This window comes from Neolewinella aquimaris (assembly GCF_014197245.1).
GTDB classification, from domain to species: Bacteria; Bacteroidota; Bacteroidia; order Chitinophagales; family Saprospiraceae; genus Neolewinella; species Neolewinella aquimaris.
In genome coordinates this window covers 61,730-86,309 of record NZ_JACIFF010000006.1, presented here as the reverse complement: position 1 = coordinate 86,309, position 24,580 = coordinate 61,730, and the positions used below count along the sequence as shown (strand labels likewise).

The 24,580-nt window shown below is 60.3% G+C and carries 16 protein-coding genes; 5 read left to right on the top strand and 11 right to left on the bottom strand.

Features of this window, described 5'->3' with window-relative positions:
• Nucleotides 1-2,502, bottom strand: a complete 2,502-nt coding sequence (locus GGR28_RS12055; RefSeq protein ID WP_319936726.1) for a PIG-L family deacetylase — start codon at nt 2,500-2,502, stop codon at nt 1-3.
• Between the two features lie 89 nt (nt 2,503-2,591).
• On the opposite strand from GGR28_RS12055, the gene GGR28_RS12050 reads away from it, so the two are divergent.
• The gene (locus tag GGR28_RS12050) at nt 2,592-3,407 is read left to right on the top strand and encodes an alpha/beta hydrolase (RefSeq protein ID WP_183496056.1); all 816 of its coding nucleotides are present in this window, start codon (nt 2,592-2,594) and stop codon (nt 3,405-3,407) included.
• Here the strand turns inward: GGR28_RS12050 and GGR28_RS12045 are convergent.
• Nucleotides 3,367-4,371, bottom strand: coding sequence for a tetratricopeptide repeat protein (locus tag GGR28_RS12045; RefSeq protein WP_183496055.1), 1,005 nt, complete (start codon nt 4,369-4,371; stop codon nt 3,367-3,369). The two genes, GGR28_RS12050 and GGR28_RS12045, sit on opposite strands and share 41 nt — an antisense overlap.
• A 70-nt stretch (nt 4,372-4,441) precedes the next feature.
• On the opposite strand from GGR28_RS12045, the gene ftcD reads away from it, so the two are divergent.
• A complete protein-coding gene (gene ftcD, locus GGR28_RS12040) occupies nt 4,442-5,455 on the top strand; it encodes a glutamate formimidoyltransferase (protein ID WP_183496054.1) in 1,014 nt (337 codons plus the stop codon).
• On the opposite strand, the gene GGR28_RS12035 is transcribed toward ftcD, so the two are convergent.
• Entirely contained in the window at nt 5,385-5,873 is a 489-nt protein-coding gene (locus GGR28_RS12035) for a hypothetical protein (protein WP_183496053.1), read from the bottom strand. The two genes, ftcD and GGR28_RS12035, sit on opposite strands and share 71 nt — an antisense overlap.
• A gap of 101 nt (nt 5,874-5,974) precedes the next feature.
• Nucleotides 5,975-7,438 carry a T9SS type A sorting domain-containing protein gene (locus tag GGR28_RS12030; RefSeq protein WP_183496052.1) on the bottom strand — a complete coding sequence of 488 codons (1,464 nt, stop codon included), beginning with the start codon at nt 7,436-7,438 and terminating at the stop codon, nt 5,975-5,977.
• A 148-nt stretch (nt 7,439-7,586) separates the two neighbouring features.
• Between GGR28_RS12030 and GGR28_RS12025 the strand changes: the two genes are divergently transcribed.
• From GGR28_RS12025 to GGR28_RS12015, 3 genes are all read left to right on the top strand, one after another.
• Nucleotides 7,587-8,717 carry a glycoside hydrolase family 130 protein gene (locus GGR28_RS12025; RefSeq protein ID WP_183496051.1) on the top strand — a complete coding sequence of 377 codons (1,131 nt, stop codon included), beginning with the start codon at nt 7,587-7,589 and terminating at the stop codon, nt 8,715-8,717.
• 144 nt (nt 8,718-8,861) lie between these two features.
• Nucleotides 8,862-10,430 (top strand): M43 family zinc metalloprotease, encoded by a 1,569-nt coding sequence (locus GGR28_RS12020; protein WP_183496050.1) that lies wholly within the window; start codon nt 8,862-8,864, stop codon nt 10,428-10,430.
• Between the two features lie 124 nt (nt 10,431-10,554).
• The gene (locus GGR28_RS12015; protein WP_183496049.1) at nt 10,555-12,324 is read left to right on the top strand and encodes an acetate/propionate family kinase; all 1,770 of its coding nucleotides are present in this window, start codon (nt 10,555-10,557) and stop codon (nt 12,322-12,324) included.
• On the opposite strand, the gene GGR28_RS12010 is transcribed toward GGR28_RS12015, so the two are convergent.
• The 7 genes from GGR28_RS12010 to GGR28_RS11980 all read right to left on the bottom strand — a co-directional run bounded on the left by GGR28_RS12010 (nt 12,308) and on the right by GGR28_RS11980 (nt 24,440).
• Nucleotides 12,308-13,165: a histidinol-phosphatase gene (locus GGR28_RS12010; protein ID WP_183496048.1), complete on the bottom strand. Its 858-nt coding sequence runs from the start codon at nt 13,163-13,165 to the stop codon at nt 12,308-12,310. The genes GGR28_RS12015 and GGR28_RS12010 overlap by 17 nt on opposite strands.
• A gap of 60 nt (nt 13,166-13,225) precedes the next feature.
• Nucleotides 13,226-15,424 (bottom strand): xanthine dehydrogenase family protein molybdopterin-binding subunit, encoded by a 2,199-nt coding sequence (locus GGR28_RS12005; RefSeq protein WP_183496047.1) that lies wholly within the window; start codon nt 15,422-15,424, stop codon nt 13,226-13,228.
• Between the two features lies 1 nt (nt 15,425).
• The gene (locus tag GGR28_RS12000; protein ID WP_183496046.1) at nt 15,426-15,887 is read right to left on the bottom strand and encodes a (2Fe-2S)-binding protein; all 462 of its coding nucleotides are present in this window, start codon (nt 15,885-15,887) and stop codon (nt 15,426-15,428) included.
• Between the two features lie 239 nt (nt 15,888-16,126).
• Nucleotides 16,127-17,353 carry a M14 family metallopeptidase gene (locus GGR28_RS11995; RefSeq protein ID WP_183496045.1) on the bottom strand — a complete coding sequence of 409 codons (1,227 nt, stop codon included), beginning with the start codon at nt 17,351-17,353 and terminating at the stop codon, nt 16,127-16,129.
• Nucleotides 17,354-17,408: 55 nt separating this feature from the next.
• Nucleotides 17,409-18,812: a SusD/RagB family nutrient-binding outer membrane lipoprotein gene (locus GGR28_RS11990; RefSeq protein ID WP_183496044.1), complete on the bottom strand. Its 1,404-nt coding sequence runs from the start codon at nt 18,810-18,812 to the stop codon at nt 17,409-17,411.
• A gap of 14 nt (nt 18,813-18,826) precedes the next feature.
• On the bottom strand, nt 18,827-21,967 hold the full coding sequence (locus tag GGR28_RS11985; RefSeq protein ID WP_183496043.1) for a SusC/RagA family TonB-linked outer membrane protein: 3,141 nt from the start codon (nt 21,965-21,967) through the stop codon (nt 18,827-18,829).
• Between the two features lie 139 nt (nt 21,968-22,106).
• Complete coding sequence (locus GGR28_RS11980; protein WP_183496042.1) at nt 22,107-24,440, bottom strand: transglycosylase domain-containing protein; 2,334 nt, start codon at nt 24,438-24,440, stop codon at nt 22,107-22,109.
• Nucleotides 24,441-24,580: the final 140 nt, after the last annotated feature.

Genomic DNA, 24,580 nt, shown 5'->3' with positions numbered 1-24,580 from the left:
TTACTTGGTTTGGCCGAGGGCGACCAGGTTAGCGAAAAGTCGGTAGGCACCGGGTACACCGGCGGGCAGCTCGCGGAAAAAACTGTAGCCGGTGTAGACAAAATGCCCGGAGCCATACCGGGCGACCAGCAATCCGCCGTCGTGCTCCTCCTCCCCCGGGTCGCTGCTGCCAAGGAGGGGGGTGTATTCGGGTGCCCACTTATCGGGAAAGTAAAGTCCGCGCTCCTGCACCCAACCCTCAAAATCGGCCGCGGTGATCTTATTCGGAAAATTCAGGGCGGGATGATCGGGAGCGAGGATCTTGACCGGCGCTTCCTCCACCGTGACCCGGTCGCGGCTGAGTTCTAGCGGGAAGGGGCCGAGTTCGCTTTCCTTTACCCGCAGTCCGCGGTTGGTGTTGTACTGTACGATGAGGGTGCCGCCCTGTTTGACGTATTCCAGCAGCCGCGGCTGGTAGACCGGCATGCGGGACAGGGTATTGTACGCGCGCACGCCCACCACGATGGCGTCGTAGTCGCTCAGTTTCCCAATCGATGCTTCGGCATCCGTCAGTATCGTAACGTCGAGTCCGATGGCGGTGAGTGCTTCGGGGATCGCATCGCCCGCGCCGGGTAAGTATCCGATGCTCCGGCCGGCGGTCTTGAGGTCGACGCGGGCTACGGACGCCCCTCCGTTCAGATCGGCCAGCTGGGTGGGAATGTGGGGGTGATCGATGGTAACCAGCTTGCGGGAGTACGTGACGTTCGGTTTGCCCGTCAGTTGCAAATTGGGTACGATTTTGCCCTGCGATTGTTCTACGGGCGGGCTGAGGTGAAAGGTGTAGAAGCTTTCCTGTCCGCGTCGCGCGAGTTCGATGCGCTGGGATGCGGGTTCCGCTTTCCATCCGGCCGGCGTTGCCAAACTCAGGTTGCCCGCGATGTTGTCGGTGGCCGCGGTGACCTTTACCGTTACGGGTTCCGCTTCGTCGTTGGTGAACAGATAGCTGGTTTCACCTACTTCCACGAAGACCGGGGGCATCACCTCGAAGGGTTGAAACTGTTCGCCCGCAACGGGGTCGGTGTAGTGGTAGCGGACCGGCCGGTTCAGGATGATGGACTGGCCGTCCACTTCGATCGTAAAGTCGACCGTCACCGGATCGGCCCCTTCGGCCCGGCCGCGCAGCTGTTGGTCCGCTACGCTGTACATGCCGAGTTTCCACTCTTCCTGTAGCCAGTACGGACCGCTCAGTTGTTTGTCGTGCAGTACCGTACGGAGGGTGTCGAACCGGGGCTCGCCGTTGTTCAGGGGCTGCTTTTGTACATCCATTTCGGTATCCCCGCTTATGGCGATCCGGTCCAGGTCTACCCGCACGTCGCTGCGATTGGTGATTTCCACCTTAACGGCCAGGGTATCTCCGGGTGCCGCCATACGGGTATCGACGGTGGCACTGAGATATAGGCCCAATGCGCCGGCAATAATGTCGTCGAGTTCGGCAAGCTTCGTCTTACGCCAAAAGCCTTCCTCCAGGACACTGATCTTACGGCGTACGTCGAGCAGGCCCGGGACGGAAGCCGCGGGATCGTCGAAGTCGAAGTCGGTTTCAATCTGTTTTAGGGCGGCATTGATGGGCGCTCCCCCACTTACCCGCGACCAGTCGGTGGTGATGCCGGCGAAGGGATGGTCCTGCTTGCCGTTGCTGTCTCCCTTGATCTGCTCCAGGCGTTCGGTGTACCTTTCCCGGCTGCCGGAGCTGCCGAACCCCTGGCTCTTGTGCTGGCTGCGGCTGCGGGCGGCGATTTCGGCTACGTTCTCCCCGAGTTTTGGTAGGTAGGTGCCGATGTCGACGGTGATGAGGTCGCTCGTATCGACGTAGTCGGGCAGGGTGTCCCGCCCCCAACTGTAGGCATTCCAGAACAGCCGCTCGGGTTGCCAGGGCTCCACGTATTCGAGTTGTTCGGGAAAGGCACTGGGGTCACCGGCCAGGTCGAAGGCCTCCATGCCGATGATCGCCGAGGCCGTATGGTGACCGTGGGTAGAACCCGGAGCGCGGGGATCGAAGCGCAGGATCATGATGTCGGGCCGCTGTTGCCGGATCACCCACACTGCATCCGCGAGTACTTCCCGTTTGTCCCAGATGTTGAAGGTTTCGTCGGGGTGTTTGGAGTAGCCAAAGTCGTTGGCCCGGCTGAAGAATTGCTTGCCCCCGTCGATACGCCGTGCCGCGAGTAGTTCCTGGGTACGGGTAAGGCCGAGCAGCTCGCTGATGTCGGGCGCGATGAGGTTTTGTCCGCCGTCGCCCCGCGTCATGCTCAGGTAGCCCGTCTCCACCTTTTCCACGTTGGCCAGGTAGGCGATCATGCGGGTATTCTCGTCGTCGGGATGAGCGGCTACGTAAAGCGCCGAACCCAGCACGCCCAGTTTCTGGATCGCGGCGTGCAGCTCACCCGAACTGGGCCGATCGGGTGCCTGACCCGCAAGGGTGGCGGTAAGAAACAAAGCAGACAAGAGGGTAAGAATGCGCACGCTCGGGAAATTGAGGTCTGAAACAATAAGGACAAGAATTAGGTAAAGGTAGTTTTACGCAGTGATTGCCCCGCTGAGAAAGTAGCCATATGCTAAGGAACATCAAAAGGTCGCTCATCGATGTGCTCCAGCTGCCCACTTACTGGAAGCACGGCCGCGAAGTGCGTGGTCGGATGAGCTGTAGCATCCGGCGTTTCGCCTACGGGCCCCACCCCCGCCAGTACTATCTACTCCTGGAACCGGAAGGTTTCGCCCCCACCGCTCCCCTGTCCTGGGCGTTCTACCTGCACGGAGGTGCCTGGACCTTCGGAACCCCCGAAGCCTTCCGCCCGGCCGCCCGCCCCTGGCTGGCACAGGGATTTCGGGTGGTGCTGCCCAGCTACCGACGGCCGCCGCGCTACTCCCTCCCCTCGATCGTGGCGGACTGTAAATCAGTAATCGCGGCGGTTGCCGCAAGCGGGATGCCGCTCTCCCCGCCCCAGATCGGGGGCATTAGTGCCGGCGGACACCTGGCGGCGCTCATGGCCCTGCACCCCGACTGGTGGACCGCCGCCGGCTGGCCCGCCGGGCCCGATCGGGCCCTCCTCTGTGCCGCGCCACTGAACCTGGAACTCTTACGCCCCGGAAGGTTATTCCGACGGTATGCGGACCACGATCCTATAAACAAACTTCACCACGCCGGGTCCCTGGACTGGTTGCTCCTCCACGGCACGGCGGACGGGATGGTCGACTACCGCCACTCCACCTCTTTTGCCCTCCGGGTGCCGGATGCCCGCTTGCTCACCATTCCCGAGGGGGGCCACCTCGATGCCGGCCGCTGGACCTACGACGATCGGGATCCCTACGCCGGAGCCATTGCCGACTTTATCCGTTCAGCCGCGCCAGCCCCTCCAGGGCCAGCGTAAAGTCGGGTGACATCCGCAGGGCCGTTTCGTAGTCGCTGCGGGCCGCCGCGACATCCCCCATCAGTTCACTGGCGTATCCGCGGTAGAAGTAGGCGCGAATGTGAATGGGATCGTTCTTGATCGTGATGTTGAATTCATCGTAGGCGCGCCGTACGCTATCGAGCTCCATAAGCAACAGTCCGGCGTTGAAGTTGCCAGCTACGTACTGTCGGTCCGTAATGCTGGCCCGGCGGTACTCCGCAATGGCCCGTTCCAGGTCACCCGTATCCCGGTAGTAGTCCGCCCGCGCGTGAATGGCGATCACGTCGCCGGGATCGATGTCCACGGCCGCATTGAAGTATTCGATGGCCCGGGGGTCTCCCTTCGCGGCGGCCAGCTCACCGAGCAGCAGGTAGGCGTCGGTCATGTCGGGGTTGATCTGGGTGGCTTCCTCCGCTGCGTTCGTGGCCCGCAGGGTGTCTCCGGTTTCGGCGAATACCTGGCTGAGCAGGTAGTAGGCTTCGGGATTGCGGGGATCCAGCCGCACGGCCTGGTTCAGGCTGGCGATCGCATCGTCGTACTGCTTCAGGATCAGCTGGGTTTCGGCCAGACGAAGCTGGGTTTCCAGTTGATCGGGGTCGAGGCGGGCGGCGTTTTCCAGGGTTCGGAGGGCCAGTCGGCTCCGGTAGTAATCGAGGTATACGTCGGCCAGTCGGTAATGGTAGTCGAGGTTGGTGCTGTCGATGGAAAGGGCGGTCGTCAGATCGGCGATGGCGTTATCGTAATCTTCCACGTCGTAGAACATCAGCGACCGCTGGGCGTACAGGTCAGCCGCTTCGGGCTGCTGAAGAATCATTGCACTGAGTCGGTTGATTCCGGGATCGCCGGAGGGTGGGGCGGTTACGGCATCGGGGCCATCCTCCCCGCAGCCGGTCAGCAACAGCAGGGCGGCAAGAAGTGGTAAGACAGAAAGGTAACGCAACATTGATTTTCTTTGCTTGAGCTTAGTTGTACGGGCCGCACAAGCTCTAAACGCCCGAGTCCAATAAATTCCTATGCCCACTCCCGCCGCTCCCCTCATCGAATGCGTCATCAACGTGAGTGAAGGCCGCGACCTTGGTGTGCTGGATCGCATGTCTGAGGCAATCGACTCCGTCGACAACTGCTATCTACTGCACCGCGACATCGGCCACGGCGCTCACCGGACCGTTTTTACCTTCGCGGGCGCTCCGGAGGGGGTTTACGAGGCCGCGTTTCACCTCTACCGCATTGCCGACGAACACCTCGATATGCGGCGGCACCGGGGCACCCATCCGCGGAGTGGAGCCATCGACGTATGTCCCTTAGTGCCCATTGCCAACATTCAGGAAGCGGAAGTAAGGGCGGGGACGCAGGAGCTGGCCAAGATGGTTGCCGAGCGATTCAATCTCCCGGTGTACCTCTACGAAAACAGCGCCGCCCTACCCCACCGGGCGAACCTGGCAGCAGTGCGCAAGGGCGAGTTCGAAGGGCTGACGGAAAAGATGCAGCTGCCCGACTGGCAGCCCGATTTCGGTCCGTCAACCCCCCACCCCCGTCTCGGAATTACGATCATGGGCACCCGCCCCTTTCTGATTGCGTGGAACATTAACCTGAGTGCGGAGGCTACGCCGGAGCAGGCCAACCAACTGGCCGCCCGGCTGCGGGGCAGCGGGGCGGCCGGTCGGCCGGGGCTGTTCCCCGGACTCAAAGCCATTGGTTGGTACATCGAAGAGTACGGACGTTGTCAGGTCAGTTGCAACGTAGTGGATCCCGACCAAGTCAGCCTTGCTCGCGTATACCTAACCGCTACGGACTTGGCTGCGGCCATGGGAATTAAGGTAACGGGTTCCGAACTGATCGGACTGATCCCCGCACGGCACCTGCGCGCCGCCGCCCGCAACTTTAGCTTTTCGAGCGATTACGAAGAGGAGATGGATACGGCGGTTTCAATCCTCGGACTGGCCGACCTGGAGCCGTTCAACTGGCGGCAGCGTGTGTTGGAAGAGGTATATCGTTTTGCCGCTCAAACAGATCGTCGGAACCAATAAAGTAGGTGTGACCGTTGCGCATGCGGATGCAGATGCCACGCCGCCCCCCGAAGTCGATGCAGCTGAAAGTGGACGACGGATGCGTGAGTGCTCCCGACCAGCGAGCCGACGGAGCAACGTCAACGTAAGTGCAATCAACAATGTCGGCGGTTGGCAGCTTCAGTTGCCGACCGAGTACGCCCTTCATCTTTACCTTTACGTGCTTGTCGTTGATCTTAATGCGCAGCCGGGAGCGGTAAACCGCGTACCAGCAGCCGGCAACCAATAGGGCGATGAGTCCGGTAATCACGAGTTGGCGTGCGCTGGCTCCGCCGAAACCAAGTAGGGCAACCCGGTACCCCACCAGTCCTGTCATAAGTATCATAAGCGCGATCAGTCCCGGATTGCGAAGGCGTTGCTCCTCTTTATAGTAGGTCATGGGCAGAGTTTATTGCTTCAGGTGAAATATAACAACGCTGCCACTTAAAACATAGTTTACCTAGAGTTTACAATGAATTAACATTAACAAACCATTTGGGATCACCCCTTGACGATTCTAAGCTCGTTCTCCCCCCAACGCAGGAGGTACATCCCCCGAGCAAGGCCAGCGGTGCCAATGACGGCCCGACGCTTGCCGAGTTCACGAAGTTCTATCAATTCGGTAACCTCCTTCCCCTGAAGATCGAACAGCCGGGGTATAGTTAAGGGAGCATCTTCGGGAAGTTCTACCGTCAATTGGTCACTAAAGGGATTGGGGTAAGTGATGAGCTTGCCGCCCGTCGGTTTTTTCCAGTCAACCTCCACTACCGTACTCAGGTGCTCCGTGCCGTCGAAGTCGACCTGCACGAGTCGGTATAGGGTATTCCCACCCCGCGGGTGAGGATCGGTAAACTCGAAGGCGGCATATACCTGCGTCGTTCCGTTTCCGGCCACTTCACCCAGATCGGTCCAGGTTTTCCCGTCCGGGGAACGCTCGATACGGAAATAGTCGTTTTCCGTTTCCGAAGCTACTTCCCAAAAAAGTTTGACCACCGTGGCCTGAATTTCGCCGCGCAAACTAAGCCACTCCACCGGGGCAGCAACGGCTTCGACCACGCTGAGGGACAGGGCGTTGCCGCTCAGCTGCAGACATACCGGATTACCATCCCCGTCGGTCTGAATATCGGTGGTTGTTTCGCTGATGAATGATTCCTCCTGTACGAGCAGAGTATCGTAGTTGACGCCGATGACGTCGTAACTCCCGGCGGGCAAGCCGGTAAAATCGCCGGTCTTACTGACTTCTCTGATGACCTCTCCCTCCGTATCGGCGGCGAGATAGATGTAGTCGTAGTTAGCGGCAAAATCATCTTCTACAACGAAATTTTCCCCGGCGTACATGGTGGGCGGCGTGCCCCCGGAGGGATCGGAGACGTTAATGGTGTAGGGGAGCGGGTAATTGATCTGCCCTCCGGTGAAGGGAGAGACCATGAGGTAGTACGTCGTGCCGAGCACCATATCTATCGTCAGTTGGAGCCGATTTATCCCCCCGCCCGCCGTGGTGAAGCTGGAGGCTACCCAGTTGGGGCCGCAACCGTCGTCGGACGCAAAAGTGTCCCGAAAAATGGTGAACTGCAGCGAATCCTGCGATCCGGGATCCTTGCTGAAGGTGACCCTGCCGCTCCGGTTTGGGGTGAGTCGAAACACATCGTAGCGTGTATTGTACGTTTCACCCGAACGGTCTACCGCGATGCAGCTTTCGGGAGTCGTCGCGGCGTTGGTACGGTATATCTTGGTGGTTCTCGGGCTCGTACTTTCCACCCGATCGCTTAGGGGGAAAGTGACGACGGGGCCGGTTTGGTATCCCAGTGCCAGATTTGTGCCTTCGCTTCCGGCCTCTACGGCGAAGAGGACATCGTCCGTAGAGACTTGGCTATTTATCGCTCCGCAGGGTTGCGCCGAAAGGATGGGGGTAAACAAAAAAAGGAGGGTCGTCGCCGACCAATAGAAGTAGTGTGTGAAGTTCATAGCTTTCTAAAGTGGAAACAAGGCAGACATAAAACCTGGGTCATGAAAACCAATATGCCTTAAGGGCCGCAAATTACATACAATACGGAAGCCTCCCGGAAGGGTTTGGTCGATAAAGTGTTAAACTTGTCCCCTAACCGCCATTAGTATGAAACTATCTACACTGCTTCCACTGCTGTTCCTCTGCCTCGTAGCGTGCCGAACGGAAAACCCTCCCGGAAGCAACAGCACTACCACCACTACAGTCAGTCCGTGGCTCACCGGTTTCGAGAAGCCGGCGGAAAATCCAATCCTACAGGCCGACAGCACCTACACCTTCCTCGATCCCATTACCGAACAGACGGTTAGGTGGCAGCGCGCGGATGTGTTTAATCCTGGGGCCGTAGTAAGGGGCGATAGCGTCTACCTGCTGTTTCGTGCCGAAGACAATCCGCGGGCCATCCTGGGGCGGCGTACCAGCCGCATCGGGCTGGCGGCCAGCGCGGACGGCATCCACTTCGAACGCCGGCCCGAACCCGTCCTTTACCCCGCCCGCGACAACAACCAGGAATTCGAGGAACCCGGAGGCTGCGAGGACCCCCGCGTGGTGGAACTGGAAGACGGTACCTACCTGATGCTCTACACCGGTTGGAACCAGGACGTCGCCCGCCTGTGCTCCGCTACCTCCGACGATTTGCTGACCTGGCAAAAGCACGGCCCCGTTTTCCAGGATGCCTACGGGGGAAAATTTCACGACACCTGGTCGAAATCCGGCTCCGTCGTGTGTAAGCTCGATGCCGACGGCCACCTGGTCGCCACTCCCGTAAACGGAAAGTACTGGATGTACTGGGGAGACGCGGTGGTCGGTCTGGCGTACAGCGACAACCTACTCGACTGGACGCCCGTGCTGAACCCGGATTCCACTCTCTATGATCCCCTACCCCGCCGCCCCGGCACGTTCGACAGTGGCCTCAGTGAGCCCGGCCCCCCTGCCCTGCTTACCGATGCGGGAATCCTCGTGCTCTACAACGGAAAAAACGAAATGGCCGATTCGCTCCGCTATATGGACACCGGCCCCGGCGCTTACTGCGGCGGACAGGCGCTCTTCAGTGCCGAGGACCCCACCAAGCTGATCGACCGGATGGAAGAACCCTTCATTTGCCCGTCCCTTCCCCACGAAATGACCGGACAGTACGCATCGGGCACTACCTTCATCGAAGGGCTGGTCTACTTTAAGGACAAGTGGTTTTTATACTACGGTACCGCGGACTCTATGGTAGGGGTTGCCGTACGAAATTAAGCGGGGGCACCCGGGTATTTTTCGTCCAGTTTGACGGCACTAACGGGTTTTTACCAAAATAAAATCGGGCCATTTGCTGATTTATTAGAATTTCGCAGGGTATTTTGGGGCCGTCATCTGACACCCTAACCAACCCTTCTCTCTATGAAATCGAGACTTTTACTCCTTATCGGCCTCATGGTCGTAGGCAACTTCGTGTACGCCCAGCGCAACTGCGGCTCCATGGAGTACCTCCAACAACAGATTCTCCAGGACCCCATCCGCGAACTCCAACTCGAGCGCATCGAGCGGTTTACCGAGCAGTACGACATCCAGCTGGAAAAGGCCTTCTCCGGGGGCATCCTTACCGTTCCGGTCATCGTGCACGTGGTGTACGGCAATAGTACAGAGAACATCTCCGACGCCCAGATCGCCAGTCAGATCGCGGTACTCAACGACGATTTCCGTCGGCTCAACGGCGACCGCAGCAACACCCCTGCTGATTTTCAGGGCGTAGCGGCGGATACCGAAATCGAGTTCTGCCTCACCCAAACCATTCGTAAGTCGACTACCCGGAGCAGTTTCGGGACGAACGACGACGTGAAATCTTCCAGCACGGGCGGGTCGGATGCCATCACGCCCACTCAGGCGCTCAACGTATGGATCTGCGAGATCGGCGGGGGCATCCTCGGGTATGCCCAGTTTCCCGGAGGCCCGGCCGCAACCGATGGCATCGTGCTGGACTATCGTTACGTCGGCACCACCGGTACCGCTACGGCTCCCTTCAATCTAGGGCGTACCGCTACCCACGAAGTTGGCCACTGGCTCAACCTCCGCCACATCTGGGGCGACGGCGGCTGCAACGTCGATGATTTCGTAGCGGACACGCCCAGCGCCGGCGGTCCCAACTACACCGGAGGAGGCTGCACCTACCCCGGACCCAACAGTTGCAAGCCCAAGGGGAAGAACAGCGGCGGCGACCTGCCCGATATGTTCCAGAATTACATGGACTACTCCGACGACGGTTGCATGAACCTCTTCACTTCCGGCCAGAAGGACCGGATGTGGGCAGCAATCTCCTCCGCCCGTCCGGAACTCATGTCCGCAGCCTGCGACGGCACTACCCCACCGCCGCCGCCACCCACCGAGCCTCCCACCGCCGGCGACTGTGACGCGCCTACCGGATTGGGCAGCTCCCGCGGCAAGGGCGGACGCCAACTGACCATCTCCTGGAATGCCGCCAGCGGTGCGCAGACCTACGCCGTGGAAATATATGACGGCAACAGCCTGTATGCTTCCGGATCGGTAAGTGGCACCTCCGCTTCCGTCAACGTTAGCAAGAACGTCACCTATACCTACCGCGTACGTTCGGCCTGTGCGGGCGGAGCGGTGTCCGCCTGGGCGGAAGGTAGCGGCCGGACCGCTCGCCTTGCCGGTACCACGGATCGGGAAGTCGGCATCTTTCCCAATCCGACGAACGCACGCGAAGTGACCCTGACCTGGGACCTGAATCCCTCCATCCTCACCGGCGTTAATCCCATCCTTGTTGCGGGTGGGGCCGAGCAGATTCGGGTCGAAGTGCGCGACCTCACCGGTCGGGTTCTCCGTCAGCTGACTGTAGCAGACACTGGTCAGACCAGCCTGAACGTAGGTGACCTGGTGGGCGGAGTTTACCTGATCAACGTAAGCAACGAAAATGGCTACACCGTAAGCACCCGCCTGGTGAAGTTATAGTCCGATCCGCGATTGATTCCCTCGGGCCCCGCCGGCACTATGCGCCGGCGGGGCCTTTTTCATTCCGGTCGCCAGCGAACGTGCGCCCCGCATCGCCGGTTAAAGCCCCCAAACCCCTCCCCGTATGCACGTTCTCGTCATTAACGCCGGCAGCTCGTCCCTTAAAGCCGCCGTAATCGACGCAGCCACGGGGGAACGCCTCACCGAACTTACGGCCGATTTGCCCGCCGGCAGTAGCGACCACCGGACTAAAATGCACCCGTTCATGCTGCAACTAAGGGAGAAGGTCAGGGGCATTTCTCTCTCGGGCGTGGGTCACCGCGTCGTGCACGGGGGCGCTGACTTCGACGGGGCGGTCCGCCTCAACGAAGCAGTAGAGGAAAAAATCGAAGCGCTTAGCGATCTCGCCCCCCTTCACAATCCCGTCCACCTGGCCGCAATCCGGCTCGCCCGGGAGTTGTGGCCCGACCTTGCCCACTTTGCCGCGTTTGACACGGCCTTCCACCACAGCTTGCCGCGCCGCGCCCAAACTTACGCCCTCCCCCGCGACCTTATCCGGGAATACGATATCCGGCGGTACGGATTTCACGGCCTGAGCCACCGCTACGTGGCGGGGCGGGCGGCGACCTTCCTCCGGGACGATTACCGCAATCTTCGTCTCATCAGTTGCCACCTCGGCAACGGGTGCAGCGTGACGGCCATCGAGTTCGGTCGCAGTATTGAGACCAGCATGGGCATGACGCCGCTGGAAGGTTTGGTGATGGGCACTCGCTCCGGCGACCTCGATCCGGGCATACCGGCCTACCTCCACCGAAAGACCGGTCTGGAACCACACGAGATCGATAAATTGCTGAACCGTGAGAGTGGGCTGGCCGGTCTTTCCGGTGCCGGTCACGACATGCGCCACATCCTGGAGCAATCAACGGCCGGAGATCCCGATTGCCAGCTTGCGCTGCAGGTATTCACCCACCGCCTGCGCAAGTACATCGGGGCCTACGCGGCCGTAATGGGGGGCGTCGACGCCATCATCTTCACCGGCGGTATCGGTGAAAACAGCAGCATCGTGCGACACCGGGCCGCCCAACGACTCGATTACCTGGGAGCCGTGATCGACGAGGATAAAAATCACTCCGCACAACTTACCGTCACGGAGGACGTCGTCGACTTCAGCCGGAGCCACAGCCGCGTGAAACTGCTGGCCATTCGTACGGACGAGCAGTTGGCCATCGCCCGTGATTGCGCCAAACTGCTCCGCAACGAGGATGAGGTTAATACCCTACCCAGTATCCCCATTGCCGTTTCGGCCCGCCACTGTCACTTGACACGGGAAACCTTGGATCAGCTCTACGGCCCCGGCTACGAACTGACCGTCAAGAAGTGGCTTTCTCAGCCGGGCCAGTTCGCCGCCGAGGAGACGGTGACGGTGGTCGGTCCCCGCAACCGGATCGAGCGGGTGCGGATACTCGGCCCCCTGCGCTCGGTCGATCAGATTGAGATATCGCGGACCGACGAGTTCTTCCTCGGCGTAGACGCCCCGGTGCGGGAATCCGGGAAAGTTGAGAATACCCCGGGTTGCCAATTGCTCGGGCCTCAGGGTTCGGTGGATCTGGAAGACGGCCTGATCTGCGCGTGGCGACACATTCACATGACGCCCACCGACGCCGAGCGGTTTGGCGTGCAGGATCGCGACACGGTGGAAGTGACCGTGAACGATGCCGAGCGGGGGCTCACGTTCGGGAACGTGCTTATCCGGGTATCACCCGACTATAAACTGGAGATGCACATCGACACGGATGAGGGGAACGCCGCCGAGATCGATTCCGGCGACGCCGGGGTACTCCAGGCGACCGGGCAGCGGGGCACCCTGCGGCGACGGGCTACGATGGCGACGTGACCAGTAGTTCGGCGGGTCGGAAGCCGCCGTCTTTGAACTCCCAGACGGCTTCCACGCCCAGCGATCGCAAGCCGGCGTAAGTCTCCCGAAAACCACCCACGATGTGGCGGGGTTGGTGGGCGTCCGAGTTTACCTGCAATTTAATGCCACGCGCATGGGCCCGGCGCACGATCCAGTAGCTCGGATACGTATCGCTGATCTCGTTCAGGTAGATGCCCCGCGTATTTACCTCCATGATCAGGTCGGCACCGGCGATGGCATCCAGTGTTTCTTCCACCGCGGCGACGTACCAGTCGGCGTGCTCGTCCCAGTACGCTCCGTTCACGTTGCGGCGCTTAATGCGATCGAGGTGGGCGACGACGTCGGGTGGGTGCAATTCCACCATTTCCCGGACCAGGGCGTAGTACCGCTCGACCATGCGGCGGGGGCTATCACCGAAGATGGTGCTGATCCCGCGCTCGAACACCGGGTTGGGCCGCTGAAAGCTCCAGGGTTCGCCCTCACTGAGGTAACCGACGTAGTGAACGGCACCGATGGTGTAATCGAGCCCGGCAGCCAAAATGTGTGGGCTATTGACGTTCATCACTCCTGGAAGGTAGTCTACCTCCAGGCTTTTGTGTAGCGTGATCTCGTGCGCGTGAAGGTCGCGGAGGCGGTCGATTTCCTTGCCATATTCCCCCAGTTCGTGCAGCTTCATGGACCCGATATCGCCCGATGGTATGGGCGCGTGGTCACTGAAACCGTAGCTGGTGAGGCCTTCGGTGAGGGCCTGCCTTACGTAGTCTGCCGGCTCACCTACGCCATCGCTGAAGCGGGTATGGGCGTGGTGGTTTGTTTTCATCCGGTAAAGATAAACGCGGGCCGCCCACCGGTAAACCGTACTGTGTTAAGGCTGTGTCAATTACCCCTTCAGCTCGCGTGGCTTGGCGAAGGGCTGCTCGTACACCCGCTCTCCAGAAGCCCGGTAGATGGCATTGGCAAGTGCTCCGATGACGGGCGGCAGGGAGGGCTCGCCGAGTCCGGTAGGCGCGATGCCGTTGTCCACGAAGTGAGTGTGGATCGACTGCGGTGCCTCCGCATGACGGATGAGCCGGTAGGTGTCGAAATTCTGCTGGTCGGGCTTGCCGTCGGTAAACGTCACCGCGCCGTAGAGGGCGTGGCCGATGCCGTCGATGATGCCTCCCTGAATCTGGTTGAGCGCCCCTTCGGGATTGACCACGATGCCGCAGTCGACGGCGCAGTGCACTTCGGTCACCCGTGGCTCACTGCCCTTCATTTCGAGTTCGAGTACCTGAGCGACGTAGGAGTTGTGACAGTAATAGGCCGCGACACCGCGCTTGTCGTCGTTCGTATTCCAGCCCGACTTATCGCGAACCAGTTCCAGCACGCCGGCATAGCGCTCGGCGTCGTAATCGTTGTCTTCCCCGACCGGATCGGTTTTGGCCCGCTCAAACAGTTCGAGGCGAAACTCGATCGGGTCCTTGCCGGCAGCCTCGGCCACCTCGTCCAGGAAAGCCTGCTCGGCACCGGCGATGAAGTTGGACCGCGGCGCTCTCCAGGCTCCGGTAGAGACGTTCGTTTCGATGCTGAGGTTCTCGGCCAGGTAGTTGTCTACCGTACCCGCCGGAAAGCGGTTGGCAAACACCGGGCTTTCGTTAGCTCCCGTTCCCCGTACGTGAAAGGCGATGAGCTTACCGTCCTCGTCCAGTCCGGCGCGGTAGCGCACCAGATATTCGGGGCGGTAGGTACCCTGGGTCATATCGTCCTCGCGGGAGTAAACCAACTTTACCGGGATGCCGCCGGCGGCCTTACTGATCAGGACGGCTTCCACGCCGAAGTTTCCGTAAAGCCGGCGACCGAAGCCACCACCCATTCGGGTCATCATGATGTCGATCTTCTCTTCCGGCATATTCAGCAGGGCACTCACGGTTTTACGCAAGAACTCCGGCGTTTGGATCGGTCCCACCAGTTCCGCCTTATCCTCCGTCACGTGGGCGAAGAAGTTCATGGGCTCCATGGTGTTGTGGGGCAGGAAGGGCGCAGAATAGGAGCGTTCCACCACGGTCGCGGCACTGGCGAAGGCGGCTTCGGGATCACCGTCGCGCCGGGCCTCCTCGGCCTTTCCGTCGTTGAGTAGGTCTTCCAGGGCACTCCGGTGGCCGGCAGTGGACTCCGGTGCGCTGTCGCTTTCCCACTCGATCTTGAGGGCTTTTTTCGCCTGCAGCACCCGCCAGGTATTGTTGCCTACGACGGCTACGAGCTGGGGAAAGGCATTCACGTCAGACCACTGTTGCTCTACCCCTTCCGGGCGGGCATCGATGGTGACTACGTCGTGAATACCCGGCATGCTGCGGGCCTCCGTATCGTCGACCGATTTAAGCTTCAGTCCGAAAGCGGGCGGGTGCACGATGGCGGCGTACATCATTCCCTCCCGTTGCACATCGAGGCCGTACAGTGGCTCGCCCTTAACGATCTTGCGGGCATCGACATTTTTCTTGCCGTGGCCGATGATTTTGAAGTCGGCCGGATCTTTAAGGGTTACTTCCTCGGGCGGAGTAAGGGTAGCAGCCAGGCTGGCTACCTCTCCGTAACCGAGGCTGCGGTCGCTGCCGTCGTGGTAGATCACGCCGTTCTCGGTGCGCAATTCGCTCGCATCGACTTCCAGTTGCTGGGCGGCGGCGGCTACGAGCAGGTAACGGGCCATGGCGCCGGTCTTGCGCAGGGGTTCCCACCCGTGGCGGATGGACTGACTGCCCCCGGCCAACTGACGGGTGTAGTTTTCGGTATCCAGGCCGGCTTGCTCTACGATCACGTTTTTCCAGTCCACGTCGAGCTCTTCGGCTACGATCATCGGCATGGAGGTCTTGACGTTCTGCCCGATCTCGGGGTTAGGCGACATAATGGTGACTACACCGTTGTCGCCAATTTTCAGGAAAGCGTTGACCGTCACCCACTCTGCGGGCATCTGTAATTCGGGATCGGCCTTGTTGGCCTTATCGCTTTCGCAGGAGGTCAGCCAACTCAGGCCGAGCATGAGCCCTCCGCCCGTGGCGGCCGAGACCTTGAGGAAGGAACGGCGGGAAGTATGTTGCACTGACATCTTAGCTCATTTTTTTGGCGGCCGTTTTCACGGCGGCGTGGATTCGGGTATAGGTTCCGCAACGGCAGATGTTACCGCTCATCGAGGCACTTATCTCGGCGTCGTCGGCACCGGGGCTGTTGCCGAGCAGGGAGGCGGCGCTCATCATCTGGCCGGCCTGGCAGTAGCCGCACTGAGGCACGTCGTGCTCCAGCCACGCCAGTTGTACCGGATGATCTCCGTTCTCGCTGAGTCCTTCGATGGTCGTGATCGCTTCTCCATCCAACTGTCCGACGGGCAGGGAGCAGGAGCGCATCGCAATTCCATCAAGGTGGACCGTACAGGCCCCACAGGCGCCAATGCCGCAGCCGTATTTAGTGCCGACCAGTCCAAGTTCATCGCGTAGCACCCACAAGAGGGGCATGTCGGGTTCGGCTTCCACGCTGCGTGGAGTGCCGTTTACGGTAAGGTTATAAGTTGCCATTTGCGTTACATTGATCTACGGAGCTAAAGATACGGTTTTTGGGCGGGGACGCGGGAGCAATGAAATTTCGCTCGTCGGCCGCTCGTCGGCTGCTCGTCGGCTGCTCGTCGGCCGACTCCAAGTCGTCCGCCGAGTACGGCCTGATCCGCCTAGTTAGCTTAGTCCGTTTAGTCGGCGGACGAGCCTCGTGCCTCGGTCGGCCGACGACACCGACGACACCGACGACACCGACGACAGGGCTAGCGCGCCAGGAGTACGTCGATCATGGCGTCCGCGGAGGCGCGTCCTTTCTGCTTTACGAATTCCCGGTCCGTATCGTCGCCGATTTCGTAGGTGATGGCTTCGGCGTTGAACTGGGTTTTGAACCAACCGGAAGTCGTCGGTGGTCCTAGTGGTCGCGGTTCTTCATTCACCCTGAAGCCGTTTCCGATCCGATCCTCAATTCCGCGCAGCCAGGCGTCCGTGAAGCCCGGAAGCACGGAGGGCGGTGTGTCATCGTCAAAGGTGTAGTACACGTCGTGGTAGGTAGAGTGAAAATCCATACCCAGTATGACCTGGGCTTCATTTTTCTTCGCCTTGCGCACTACGTAATCGGCTACCTGCCGGGCTTCGGGCTGGTTGTAGTAGGCCCAGTCGCGATTGGAATCGATGCCACCGGCGTTGTGCCGCCAGTGTCCCAGGTCTACGCCATCCGGATTCAGGATCGGGAAAACGAGCAACTGGTACCGGTGCAGAAATTCTTCCACCCGGGGATGATCGACGATGCCTTTGACGAAGGCCTGTAGCGCCAGGTACCCCGTCACCTCCGGCGGATGTTGCCGGCTGAACAGCACGATCATCGGCCGCTTTGCGTAGCGGTTCTCGGCACTCAGGCGCATGACGGGTATGGCACGACCGAGATGGCTTTTTCCTGCTTCATCGATCCGTACGTACGATTGGCGGAAGGTCGATAACCACCCCATCACGTCACGACTACTGACGATCTCCTGACCGGCTAGGAATGTTTCCCCCGCTGCTACCGTCAGCCGCACGGACAGTCCGGTGCTGTCGGTGTTGTAAGTGAGCCGGCTGCTATCTACCGGCATCCATGCATCCCTATCCCGGCTTACCTTGGGAAAGTACCGGTGGCGGGTCTCGGGCGGGTAGGCCAGTCGAACGGTAAGCTCCCGGTTGCGGTCGGATACAATGCGCATGGCGTACCACGGACTCGGATTAATGGGCGCATTTTCGGGTTGAATCGTCGCTACGAAGGTGCTGTCGTTCAGCCGCTCCAACTTATTTAGTCGGGCACCGTCGAACTGGTTGTCGAAGGTCAGGCTACCGTCGTCAAAGGCGTACGACCGCTTCACTTGTTCGGTGATCGGGTGATCGGTCGTGTCCACCGGCCGGGGAAAGTCGTAGGGTTGGGCCCGCCGGCTGCAGCCGACTACCAGTAGGAGGAGGAGAACTAAGAGACCGTATTTCATGCGGCGAAAATATAGTAGCACCGCCCCTTTTTTTCATTGCTCCTGCGCCCCCGCCCTACTGATCCCAGAAGATGGGGTCCGTCATGGTGACCACGGGTACGTTAGCGGCGTTGCGGTCGGTTTCCGTATTGGGGTACTGGATGCGGACGGGAAAGGTGTTAAGGGCGGCGTTTTCGGCCAACTCGAAGTCCGCGTAAGCGTAATCGTAGCGGCGGGCATCGACCCAGGTCTCGGGGCTGAGGAAGATTGCTACATACTTTTCCCGGAAGATGTCGTCGCGCGTCACGTCGTCCGACCCGTATTCGGCCGCAATGTAGTCGGTGGCGGACTGGTCATCCACCCCGATCTGGGACATGCTGGTCCTTACGCCTTCCGCGAAAGCCTCATTGGCACGTTCCTGGTTTCCGGCGGCGAGGGCGGCCTCGGCTTCGATGAATTTGAGCTCGGCGTAAGTGATGATGTTGAGGGGACTGGACTCCATGGAGAAGGCTCCGTCGAGTACCAGGTAGGATTCCAGCGTTTTGGTACCGTCTCCCTGGCGACCGGCACCGTTGGGCGTACCTACGAATTCACCGTCGTCGTTGCGGTTCGTAAGCAGGGGCAGCCGGGGATCCTCCGTACCGTACGTTGTCCCGTTCAGTGCATCGATGAACTGTTCGGAGAGCCACCCACCGAGAAGCAGGTTGGCGTTGTTGTCCGCCACCTGGGCCCAGGGGTTGCGCACCGTGAAGCTGGTTACGGCGGCATCCTGTTCGGGACCGGTGAAGCCGGCATCCACGGCGGCCAGCACCGCGGAGGGGTCGTACTGGGAAGTTTCGCTGAGGTGATTCAGGTAACGGGCGCGCAGGGATGCGGCGGCGCGGGTCCACAATTCGAGATCGCCGTCGTAGACAAAATCGCTGCCGCTACGTACGTCCGGGGCATCTGCGGCGGCGGCCAGCTCAGAAGTGGCTTCGTTCAGCAGACGGAAAATGGTGGCGTAGAGGTCTTCGGCACTGTCGTAAGTGGGGCGCAACGTCTCACCGGAGAAGGCATCCGAGAAGGGCGCATTGCCCCAGTTATCGACGACCAGCCCCAGATTGATGGCCATAAGGACCTTGGCGATGGCGACGTGGCGGCCGAGGCCGTCCTCCTGTCCGAAGCGGATGAGGTCGTCAAGGTCGGTCATCACATCGTAGAGTTCGCCCCAGGCAATCCCGTTACTGATCTCCAGGTAGGTATCGGTGGTGTTGCCCTCATTCGGACTGGCGAGGTACTGGACGTAGTAAGCGGCGTGGCCGTTACTGACCCGGAATTGGTTCTGCGCCGTGTTATAGGAGGCACTGGCCAGCAGACCGTCGAGCGGCGGGCGGGTGGCTACGTTGGGGTTGTCGTTGATGTCGAGGTAGTCGGCACCGCAGGCGGTCATGAGTACGACGACGCAGGCCGAAAGCAGGTAGTGTAGGATGGTCTGTTTCATGGGTCGTCGGGGGGTTAGAAGCCAAGGTTGAGGGTGACGAAAATGCTGCGTACGCTGGGGTAGGTGAATCCACCGAAACCGTCGTCGCCGTTGCCGTTGCCGCGGTTGCCTTCGGGGTCGAAGCCGCTGTAGGGTGTTTCGAGCCAGAGGTTGTTTCCGGTGAGGGTGATGCCGGCGGTGCGGATGAAGACGGTTTCCAACAACGCGGCCGGCAGTTGGTAGCTCAGGCTCACGTTACGGAGCCGGAACCAGTCGGCATCCTCCACAAAATTCTCGGTAGATCCGCGGTAGCGATTACGGTAGTAGCCGGCACCGTAGTTTTCTCCGTCCGGACCTTCACCCTGGCCGAGCCAGACCGGCTTGGTGTTGGGGCTCCCATCGGCGGTGACGCCCTCGAATACGATGGTTTCGTTCCGGTTAAGGGTGTAGGGGGCCGTTCCGAAGGCGGCAAAGAAGTTGCCCTGCTGGTTGTACTTCTGTACGCCCTGGCGGGTATCGAACTGGAAGGAAACTCCGATGCCCTTGTAGTTTATGTTGTTCGTGAGGGCCCCGAACCACTTGGGCTGGGTGTTGCCGAGGATTTTCTGTTCGGTTTCGATGACCGGAAAGCCGTCGTCGCCAATCAGCAAGGGCTGGCTGTAATCGATGAAGAGGTTATCTTCATTATCGCCACTGGGGTCATACCGGGCGTAGCTGCGGCCGTAGATGTTGCCGTAGGGCTCTCCACGGATCAGCCGGATGCTCGCCGATGAACCCGCGTAGCCGAAGGAGCTACCGATCAGAATGTCTTCCACGCCCTCGAAAATGGTGAGCACCTCATTCTTGTTGCTGGTGTAGTTCAGGTTCACGTTCCAGGTGAGGTCAGCCGTGGAGATCGGCGTACCGCGCAGGGCCAGTTCGACGCCGCTGTTGCGCATCGATCCGGCGTTCAGTACGAAGGTGGAGAAACCCGTAGCGTTGGATACCGGTACCGGAATGATCTGGTCGATGCTCTTGGCATTGTAGTAAGTGAAATCAATACCGAGTCGGTTGTTGAGGAACCGCAGGTCGGCGCCGAACTCCAGGGTATTGGTGCGCTCGGGCTTCAGGTCGGGGGCACCCTGCTGATCGTCGCGCGTCCAGCCGGTCACGTTGTTGATCGGAAATCCGGTGGCATTGCGGTACACGATGTTGGTGCGGTACGGATCGGTGTCCTTGCCGATGCCGGCGTAGGAGGCCCGTAGCTTGGCGAAGCTGATGAGTTCCGGGAGTTCCAGCACCTCACCGAGCAGTACACCCAGGCTTACCGACGGGTAGAAAAAGGAGCGGTTGGCCTGCGGTAGTGTACTCGACCAGTCGTTGCGACCGGTGACGGACAGGTAGACCGCATTTTGGTAAGCCAGGGAAAGCTCCCCGTACAGGCCCAGGAGCCGACGATTGACGAGTGCAGCACTGGTGCGAATGTCGGCCGCGTTGTTCAGGCTGAAGAGGTTGTAAATGTCGAGGTCGTTACCGATGGTGGTCACCCCATCGTAGCTCGAGTCGAAGGCATCGAAGCCGCCGAGGAAGCGCAAGTTGAGGTCGGGCGTCAGGTCGCTGGTGTAAATAGCGTTGATGTTAGAGGTCACGTCGCGCCGACGGATGCTGGTCTCCACCACGAAGCCGTTGCCGTTCGATAGGTTGTCCTCGAAGTTGGGCGCGCCTGCGTACACCGATCCCTGACCGTAGTTGTTGCGAAAATCGCTGTACTGGTCCAGTCCGAGGGTATAGTTGATGCGCAGCTGCGGCAGTGGGGAATAACTGAAGGTGAGGTTACCGATGTAGCGGTCTACGTCGTCGATAAATTTATTGGTGGCCTCGCCGTATACCGGATTGTTCCCTACCGTGCCATCGTTTCGGTAACCGATCATGGAACCGTCTTCGCGGATGTAGTTGTTGACGTCGGCCTGGGGAGCCCAGTAGACCAGTCGTTCGTTGAAGCGGTCGGCGTTGACCCGGTTGCCGCCGCTGCGGATGTAGTTGACGCCGCCACCAAAACTGAATTTCTCGCTGGCCTGGTAATTGGCGTTGATCCGGAAACTGGTGTTGTCGTAGGTGCTGAAGGGCAGCACCCCGTCGTGGGTCAGTCGCGAAAGGGAGGTACGGAAGGTGGCTTTTTCGTTGCCGCCCGAGACACTCACCGTGTTGCGCCACTGGTCGCCCTGAGTGTAGGCGTTTTCGAAGTTATTGAACAGGTCGTTGGGGCGGGGCAATCCGTTTTCCGCCGCGAACGCCCGGGCCTCCTCCACCGACGGCCCCCAACTGGGCCAGAAACTATTGGGATCGTAATTGCCGGCAAAGCCCTGAGTATAGGTCTTCTGGGTTTCGGGAAATTTATTCACCTCCTCCGTACCGTAGGTAGAGGTGACATCCACCGATACGCGGCCGGATTTTCCCGACTTAGTCGTGATGATGATCGCTCCGTTCGCCGCACGCAGTCCGTACAGTGCCGTGGCCGGACCACCCTTTAGCACGGTCATCGTCTCGATGTCCTGGGGGTTGATGTCGGCGATGCGGTTGCTTACGTTGCGACTCCCGCCGCCCCCGACCGTCAGGGTTTCGTTGGAAACCGGGATTCCGTCGATTACGAATAGCGGTTCGTTGTTCGCGTCCGGGTCGAGGGAGTTGATGCCCCGAATGATGATGCGCGACGCCTGGCCGGGTCCGCCTCCCGCACTCGACACCTGCACCCCGGCCACCTGCCCCTGCAGGGCATTGACCAAGTTGTTTTGTCTGGACTGTACGATCTCCTCGCTGTTCAATTCCTCGACGGCGTAGCCGAGGGCTTTGCGTTCCCGACTAATGCCGAGGGCGGTCACCACCACCTCGTCGAGCTGGGCTCCCGCCTGTAGTTCGACGTCGATCACGGAATTGGTACCGACGGTGCGCGTCACGGTGCCATAGCCAGTGTAGCTAAAGACGAGCACGTCGCTTTCCTGAGCGGTAATGGTGTATTCCCCCTCAGCGTCGGTGACCGTGCCGCTGCCGGTCCCCTGGATCAGGATGCTCACTCCAATAAGTGCTTCGCCCTGGTCGCCGGTAACGGTGCCCGAAACGGTAGTCTGACCGTAGCTATTGGTGCTTAAAAAGAGTAAGGTGAGCAGGCTCATCAGCCCACTGCGGATAAAGAGTTTCATACAGCGAGTGTTTTGGTGCGCGGAGCGCTACTGCTCCCGAACACTCTAATTTAGCTGGTAAACTCGCTTATCCTAAGGATTGGGCGTAAAATTGCCGACAATGTGGGTAAGTCCCGAATTGAAGATCACGCTTCCTAGGTCACCGGCCGTCGGGGAGGGTGGCTACGTTGCTCACTGGTAGCACCTGTTCGGGCGTATCTTCCGTAGGCGTCTCATCGATCTCTTCCACGATTTGGACTGGCGGAATAAATTCCGAACACCGGAAACTTTCACGCACCTCGTCCGATATTTTCGGAAAGTCGTCGCCCAGTTGAGCGACCAGGGCCGTATCGTTTTCCATATTCTGCAGAAAGTAAGCCCAGATCGGCAGGGCCGAGCGGGCACCGTTGCCTAGATCTCCGGAACGGAACCGTACGCCGGTATTCTCTCCGCCCACCCAGGCACCGCCGGTAAGGGCGGGGGTGGATCCGACGAACCAGCCGTCGGCCATATTTTGGGTCGTCCCCGTCTTACCAATGCTAGGCCGCAGGACGCCGTATTCCCAGCGCAGTCGGCTGGCCGTACCCCGTTCGACCGCATTGCGCAGCAGCTGAACCATGGTCGCCGCCTGCTCTTCTTCCAGGACGGCCGTCGAAACCGCCTCGTGTTCGTAGATGACCTCCCCGTCGCCGTTCTCGATGCGGCTGATCACATAGGGCTCCGTATGCCGACCGCCGTTGGGAAAGGTGGCGTAGGCACCGACCATCTCGTAGAGGGTACTCTCCACCGTACCGAGGGCGATGCTGGGGATGGGCCGAATCTCTCCGCCGATTCCCATCGTGTGGGCAATTTCCACCACAGGCTCCGGCGTAGTTTCCATAATCATCTTGACGGCGGCCACATTGCTGGAGTGGGTCAGGGCACCGTGCATACTGTACGTTCCCCCGTGCACCCAGTCGGAGTTGTGGGGCGTCCAGGGGCCGTCCTCATCGGCGTAGGTACGCAGCGAGTTGCTGATGCGGTAGCAGGGGTCGAAGCCCTCCATCAGGGCTGCCGCATAAACGAATGCCTTAAAGGTCGATCCCGTCTGTCGCCGGCTGGTTACGTGATCGTAGTGGCTGAAATTGAAGTCGGAACCGCCTACCCACGCACGCACGGCCCCGTCCGCGTGGTCGAGCACCAAAAATCCGGCACGCAGGTATGAGAGGGAGTGCTTGACGCTGTCGAGTGGCGAAAACTGTCCCACCAGCGGCTCCCCGTTAGGTATGGGCAGCTCCATCGCCATCTTGGTATTGAATGCTTCGACCAGGGCGAGGCTGTCTATGCCCGCCGCTTGTCCGGTACGCCACCGATCGCTGTTTCGTATTGCTCCGCGTAGGGAAGCCTCCGTCTCCCAGGCATCGCGGCCCCGCAGGTGGCGTTCGAAACTGCGTTGCACGATCTTCATCTGCCGCACTACGGCCCGTTCGGCGTGCTGCTGGTACCGCAGGTCGAGGGTAGTGTAGATGCGCAGGTTATCGGTATAGAGATTGTACGGTCGTCCTTCCCGGTGCTGGGTGCCGGACAGTAAGCGGGCCGTCTGCTTTTTCATCTCCTGAGTGAAGTGGGGGGCCTGCACGACGCGGGCCGGCTCACGGTAATAGGCCAGGCAAAGGTCATCAGCCTGAGCTTCCGTCACTTCCTCGGGGCTGAGGTAGCCGGCCCGGCCCATCAGGGTAAGGACGAGGTCGGTACGACGGGCGTTCCGTTCCGTTGCACGCCGGGGGTCGTAGCTCGTCGTCCCCTTTAGCGAAGCGACCAGGCTGGCGGCCTGCCGCACGGTGAGCTCATCCGGTTCCCGCTGAAAGTAGCGGCGGGAAGCGGCGGCAATGCCGAAGGTGTTGCTCGGGAAGCTCACGGTATTCAGGTAGCGCTCCATGACTTCCTCCTTCGGCATCACGGCTTCGAGGCGGCGGGCCAGGATCCCTTCCCGCAACTTGTGCAGGAGCAGATCGACGCGGGGGCCGTAACCCAATTCGGGCCGTCCGTAGGCATTCTTGATCAGTTGCTGGCTCAATGTGGAGCCGCCGCCCTGGTCGTCTTCTCCCATCAGGATAGTCCTGTAGGCGACCCGTCCGTATGCTTCCCAGTCTATACCGGAGTGGGTGTAGAAGCGGCTGTCTTCCGTAGCCACCAGGGCGTGAACCAAGTGTTCGGGCAGTTCGGAGTAATCCGTCTCTTCCCGGTCCTGCTTGAAGAAACGGCCCAGCGATTCGCCGTTCACGTCGAAGGCCTCGCTGCCCACGTCGTTGCGGTAATCAAGCAGTTCCTGCTCGCTGGGCATGTGCCCGAAGGCACCGTAATTAACCAGCAGCAGTAGCCCCACAACGGCGACGATACCGGTAAGGGACAGAGCTAACAGAGCGGAAAGGGAATAAAACGTAATTGGCCGTTCGGTACGCCACCTGCGGATTCGCGTGCGAGCGCCGGCTAGGCGTTGGGAAATAGGATTCATCGGCTGAATGAGGTGCGTTGCAATAGTGGTCAAACATTAAAACAAGTCAACCGGACGATGGTTTGGTTTCGGTTTCAAGTAGCTTTCGGTTTGGGGTGGGGTCGCTGCGCGAGGGTTTTTTCAACGCAGATTCAGGCAGA

What these genes read in the sequence shown, in the direction of transcription:
- GGR28_RS12025 (WP_183496051.1), top strand. Translation starts at nt 7,587, where the DNA reads ATGAAACTATCTACACTGCTTCCACTGCTGTTCCTCTGCCTCGTAGCG.
- GGR28_RS11985 (WP_183496043.1), bottom strand. Translation starts at nt 21,967, where the DNA reads ATGAAACTCTTTATCCGCAGTGGGCTGATGAGCCTGCTCACCTTACTC.
- GGR28_RS12050 (WP_183496056.1), top strand. Translation starts at nt 2,592, where the DNA reads ATGCTAAGGAACATCAAAAGGTCGCTCATCGATGTGCTCCAGCTGCCC.
- GGR28_RS12045 (WP_183496055.1), bottom strand. Translation starts at nt 4,371, where the DNA reads ATGTTGCGTTACCTTTCTGTCTTACCACTTCTTGCCGCCCTGCTGTTG.
- ftcD (WP_183496054.1), top strand. Translation starts at nt 4,442, where the DNA reads ATGCCCACTCCCGCCGCTCCCCTCATCGAATGCGTCATCAACGTGAGT.
- GGR28_RS12035 (WP_183496053.1), bottom strand. Translation starts at nt 5,873, where the DNA reads ATGACCTACTATAAAGAGGAGCAACGCCTTCGCAATCCGGGACTGATC.
- GGR28_RS11995 (WP_183496045.1), bottom strand. Translation starts at nt 17,353, where the DNA reads ATGAAATACGGTCTCTTAGTTCTCCTCCTCCTACTGGTAGTCGGCTGC.
- GGR28_RS11990 (WP_183496044.1), bottom strand. Translation starts at nt 18,812, where the DNA reads ATGAAACAGACCATCCTACACTACCTGCTTTCGGCCTGCGTCGTCGTA.
- GGR28_RS12020 (WP_183496050.1), top strand. Translation starts at nt 8,862, where the DNA reads ATGAAATCGAGACTTTTACTCCTTATCGGCCTCATGGTCGTAGGCAAC.
- GGR28_RS12015 (WP_183496049.1), top strand. Translation starts at nt 10,555, where the DNA reads ATGCACGTTCTCGTCATTAACGCCGGCAGCTCGTCCCTTAAAGCCGCC.
- GGR28_RS12030 (WP_183496052.1), bottom strand. Translation starts at nt 7,438, where the DNA reads ATGAACTTCACACACTACTTCTATTGGTCGGCGACGACCCTCCTTTTT.
- GGR28_RS11980 (WP_183496042.1), bottom strand. Translation starts at nt 24,440, where the DNA reads ATGAATCCTATTTCCCAACGCCTAGCCGGCGCTCGCACGCGAATCCGC.
- GGR28_RS12005 (WP_183496047.1), bottom strand. Translation starts at nt 15,424, where the DNA reads ATGTCAGTGCAACATACTTCCCGCCGTTCCTTCCTCAAGGTCTCGGCC.
- GGR28_RS12000 (WP_183496046.1), bottom strand. Translation starts at nt 15,887, where the DNA reads ATGGCAACTTATAACCTTACCGTAAACGGCACTCCACGCAGCGTGGAA.
- GGR28_RS12010 (WP_183496048.1), bottom strand. Translation starts at nt 13,165, where the DNA reads ATGAAAACAAACCACCACGCCCATACCCGCTTCAGCGATGGCGTAGGT.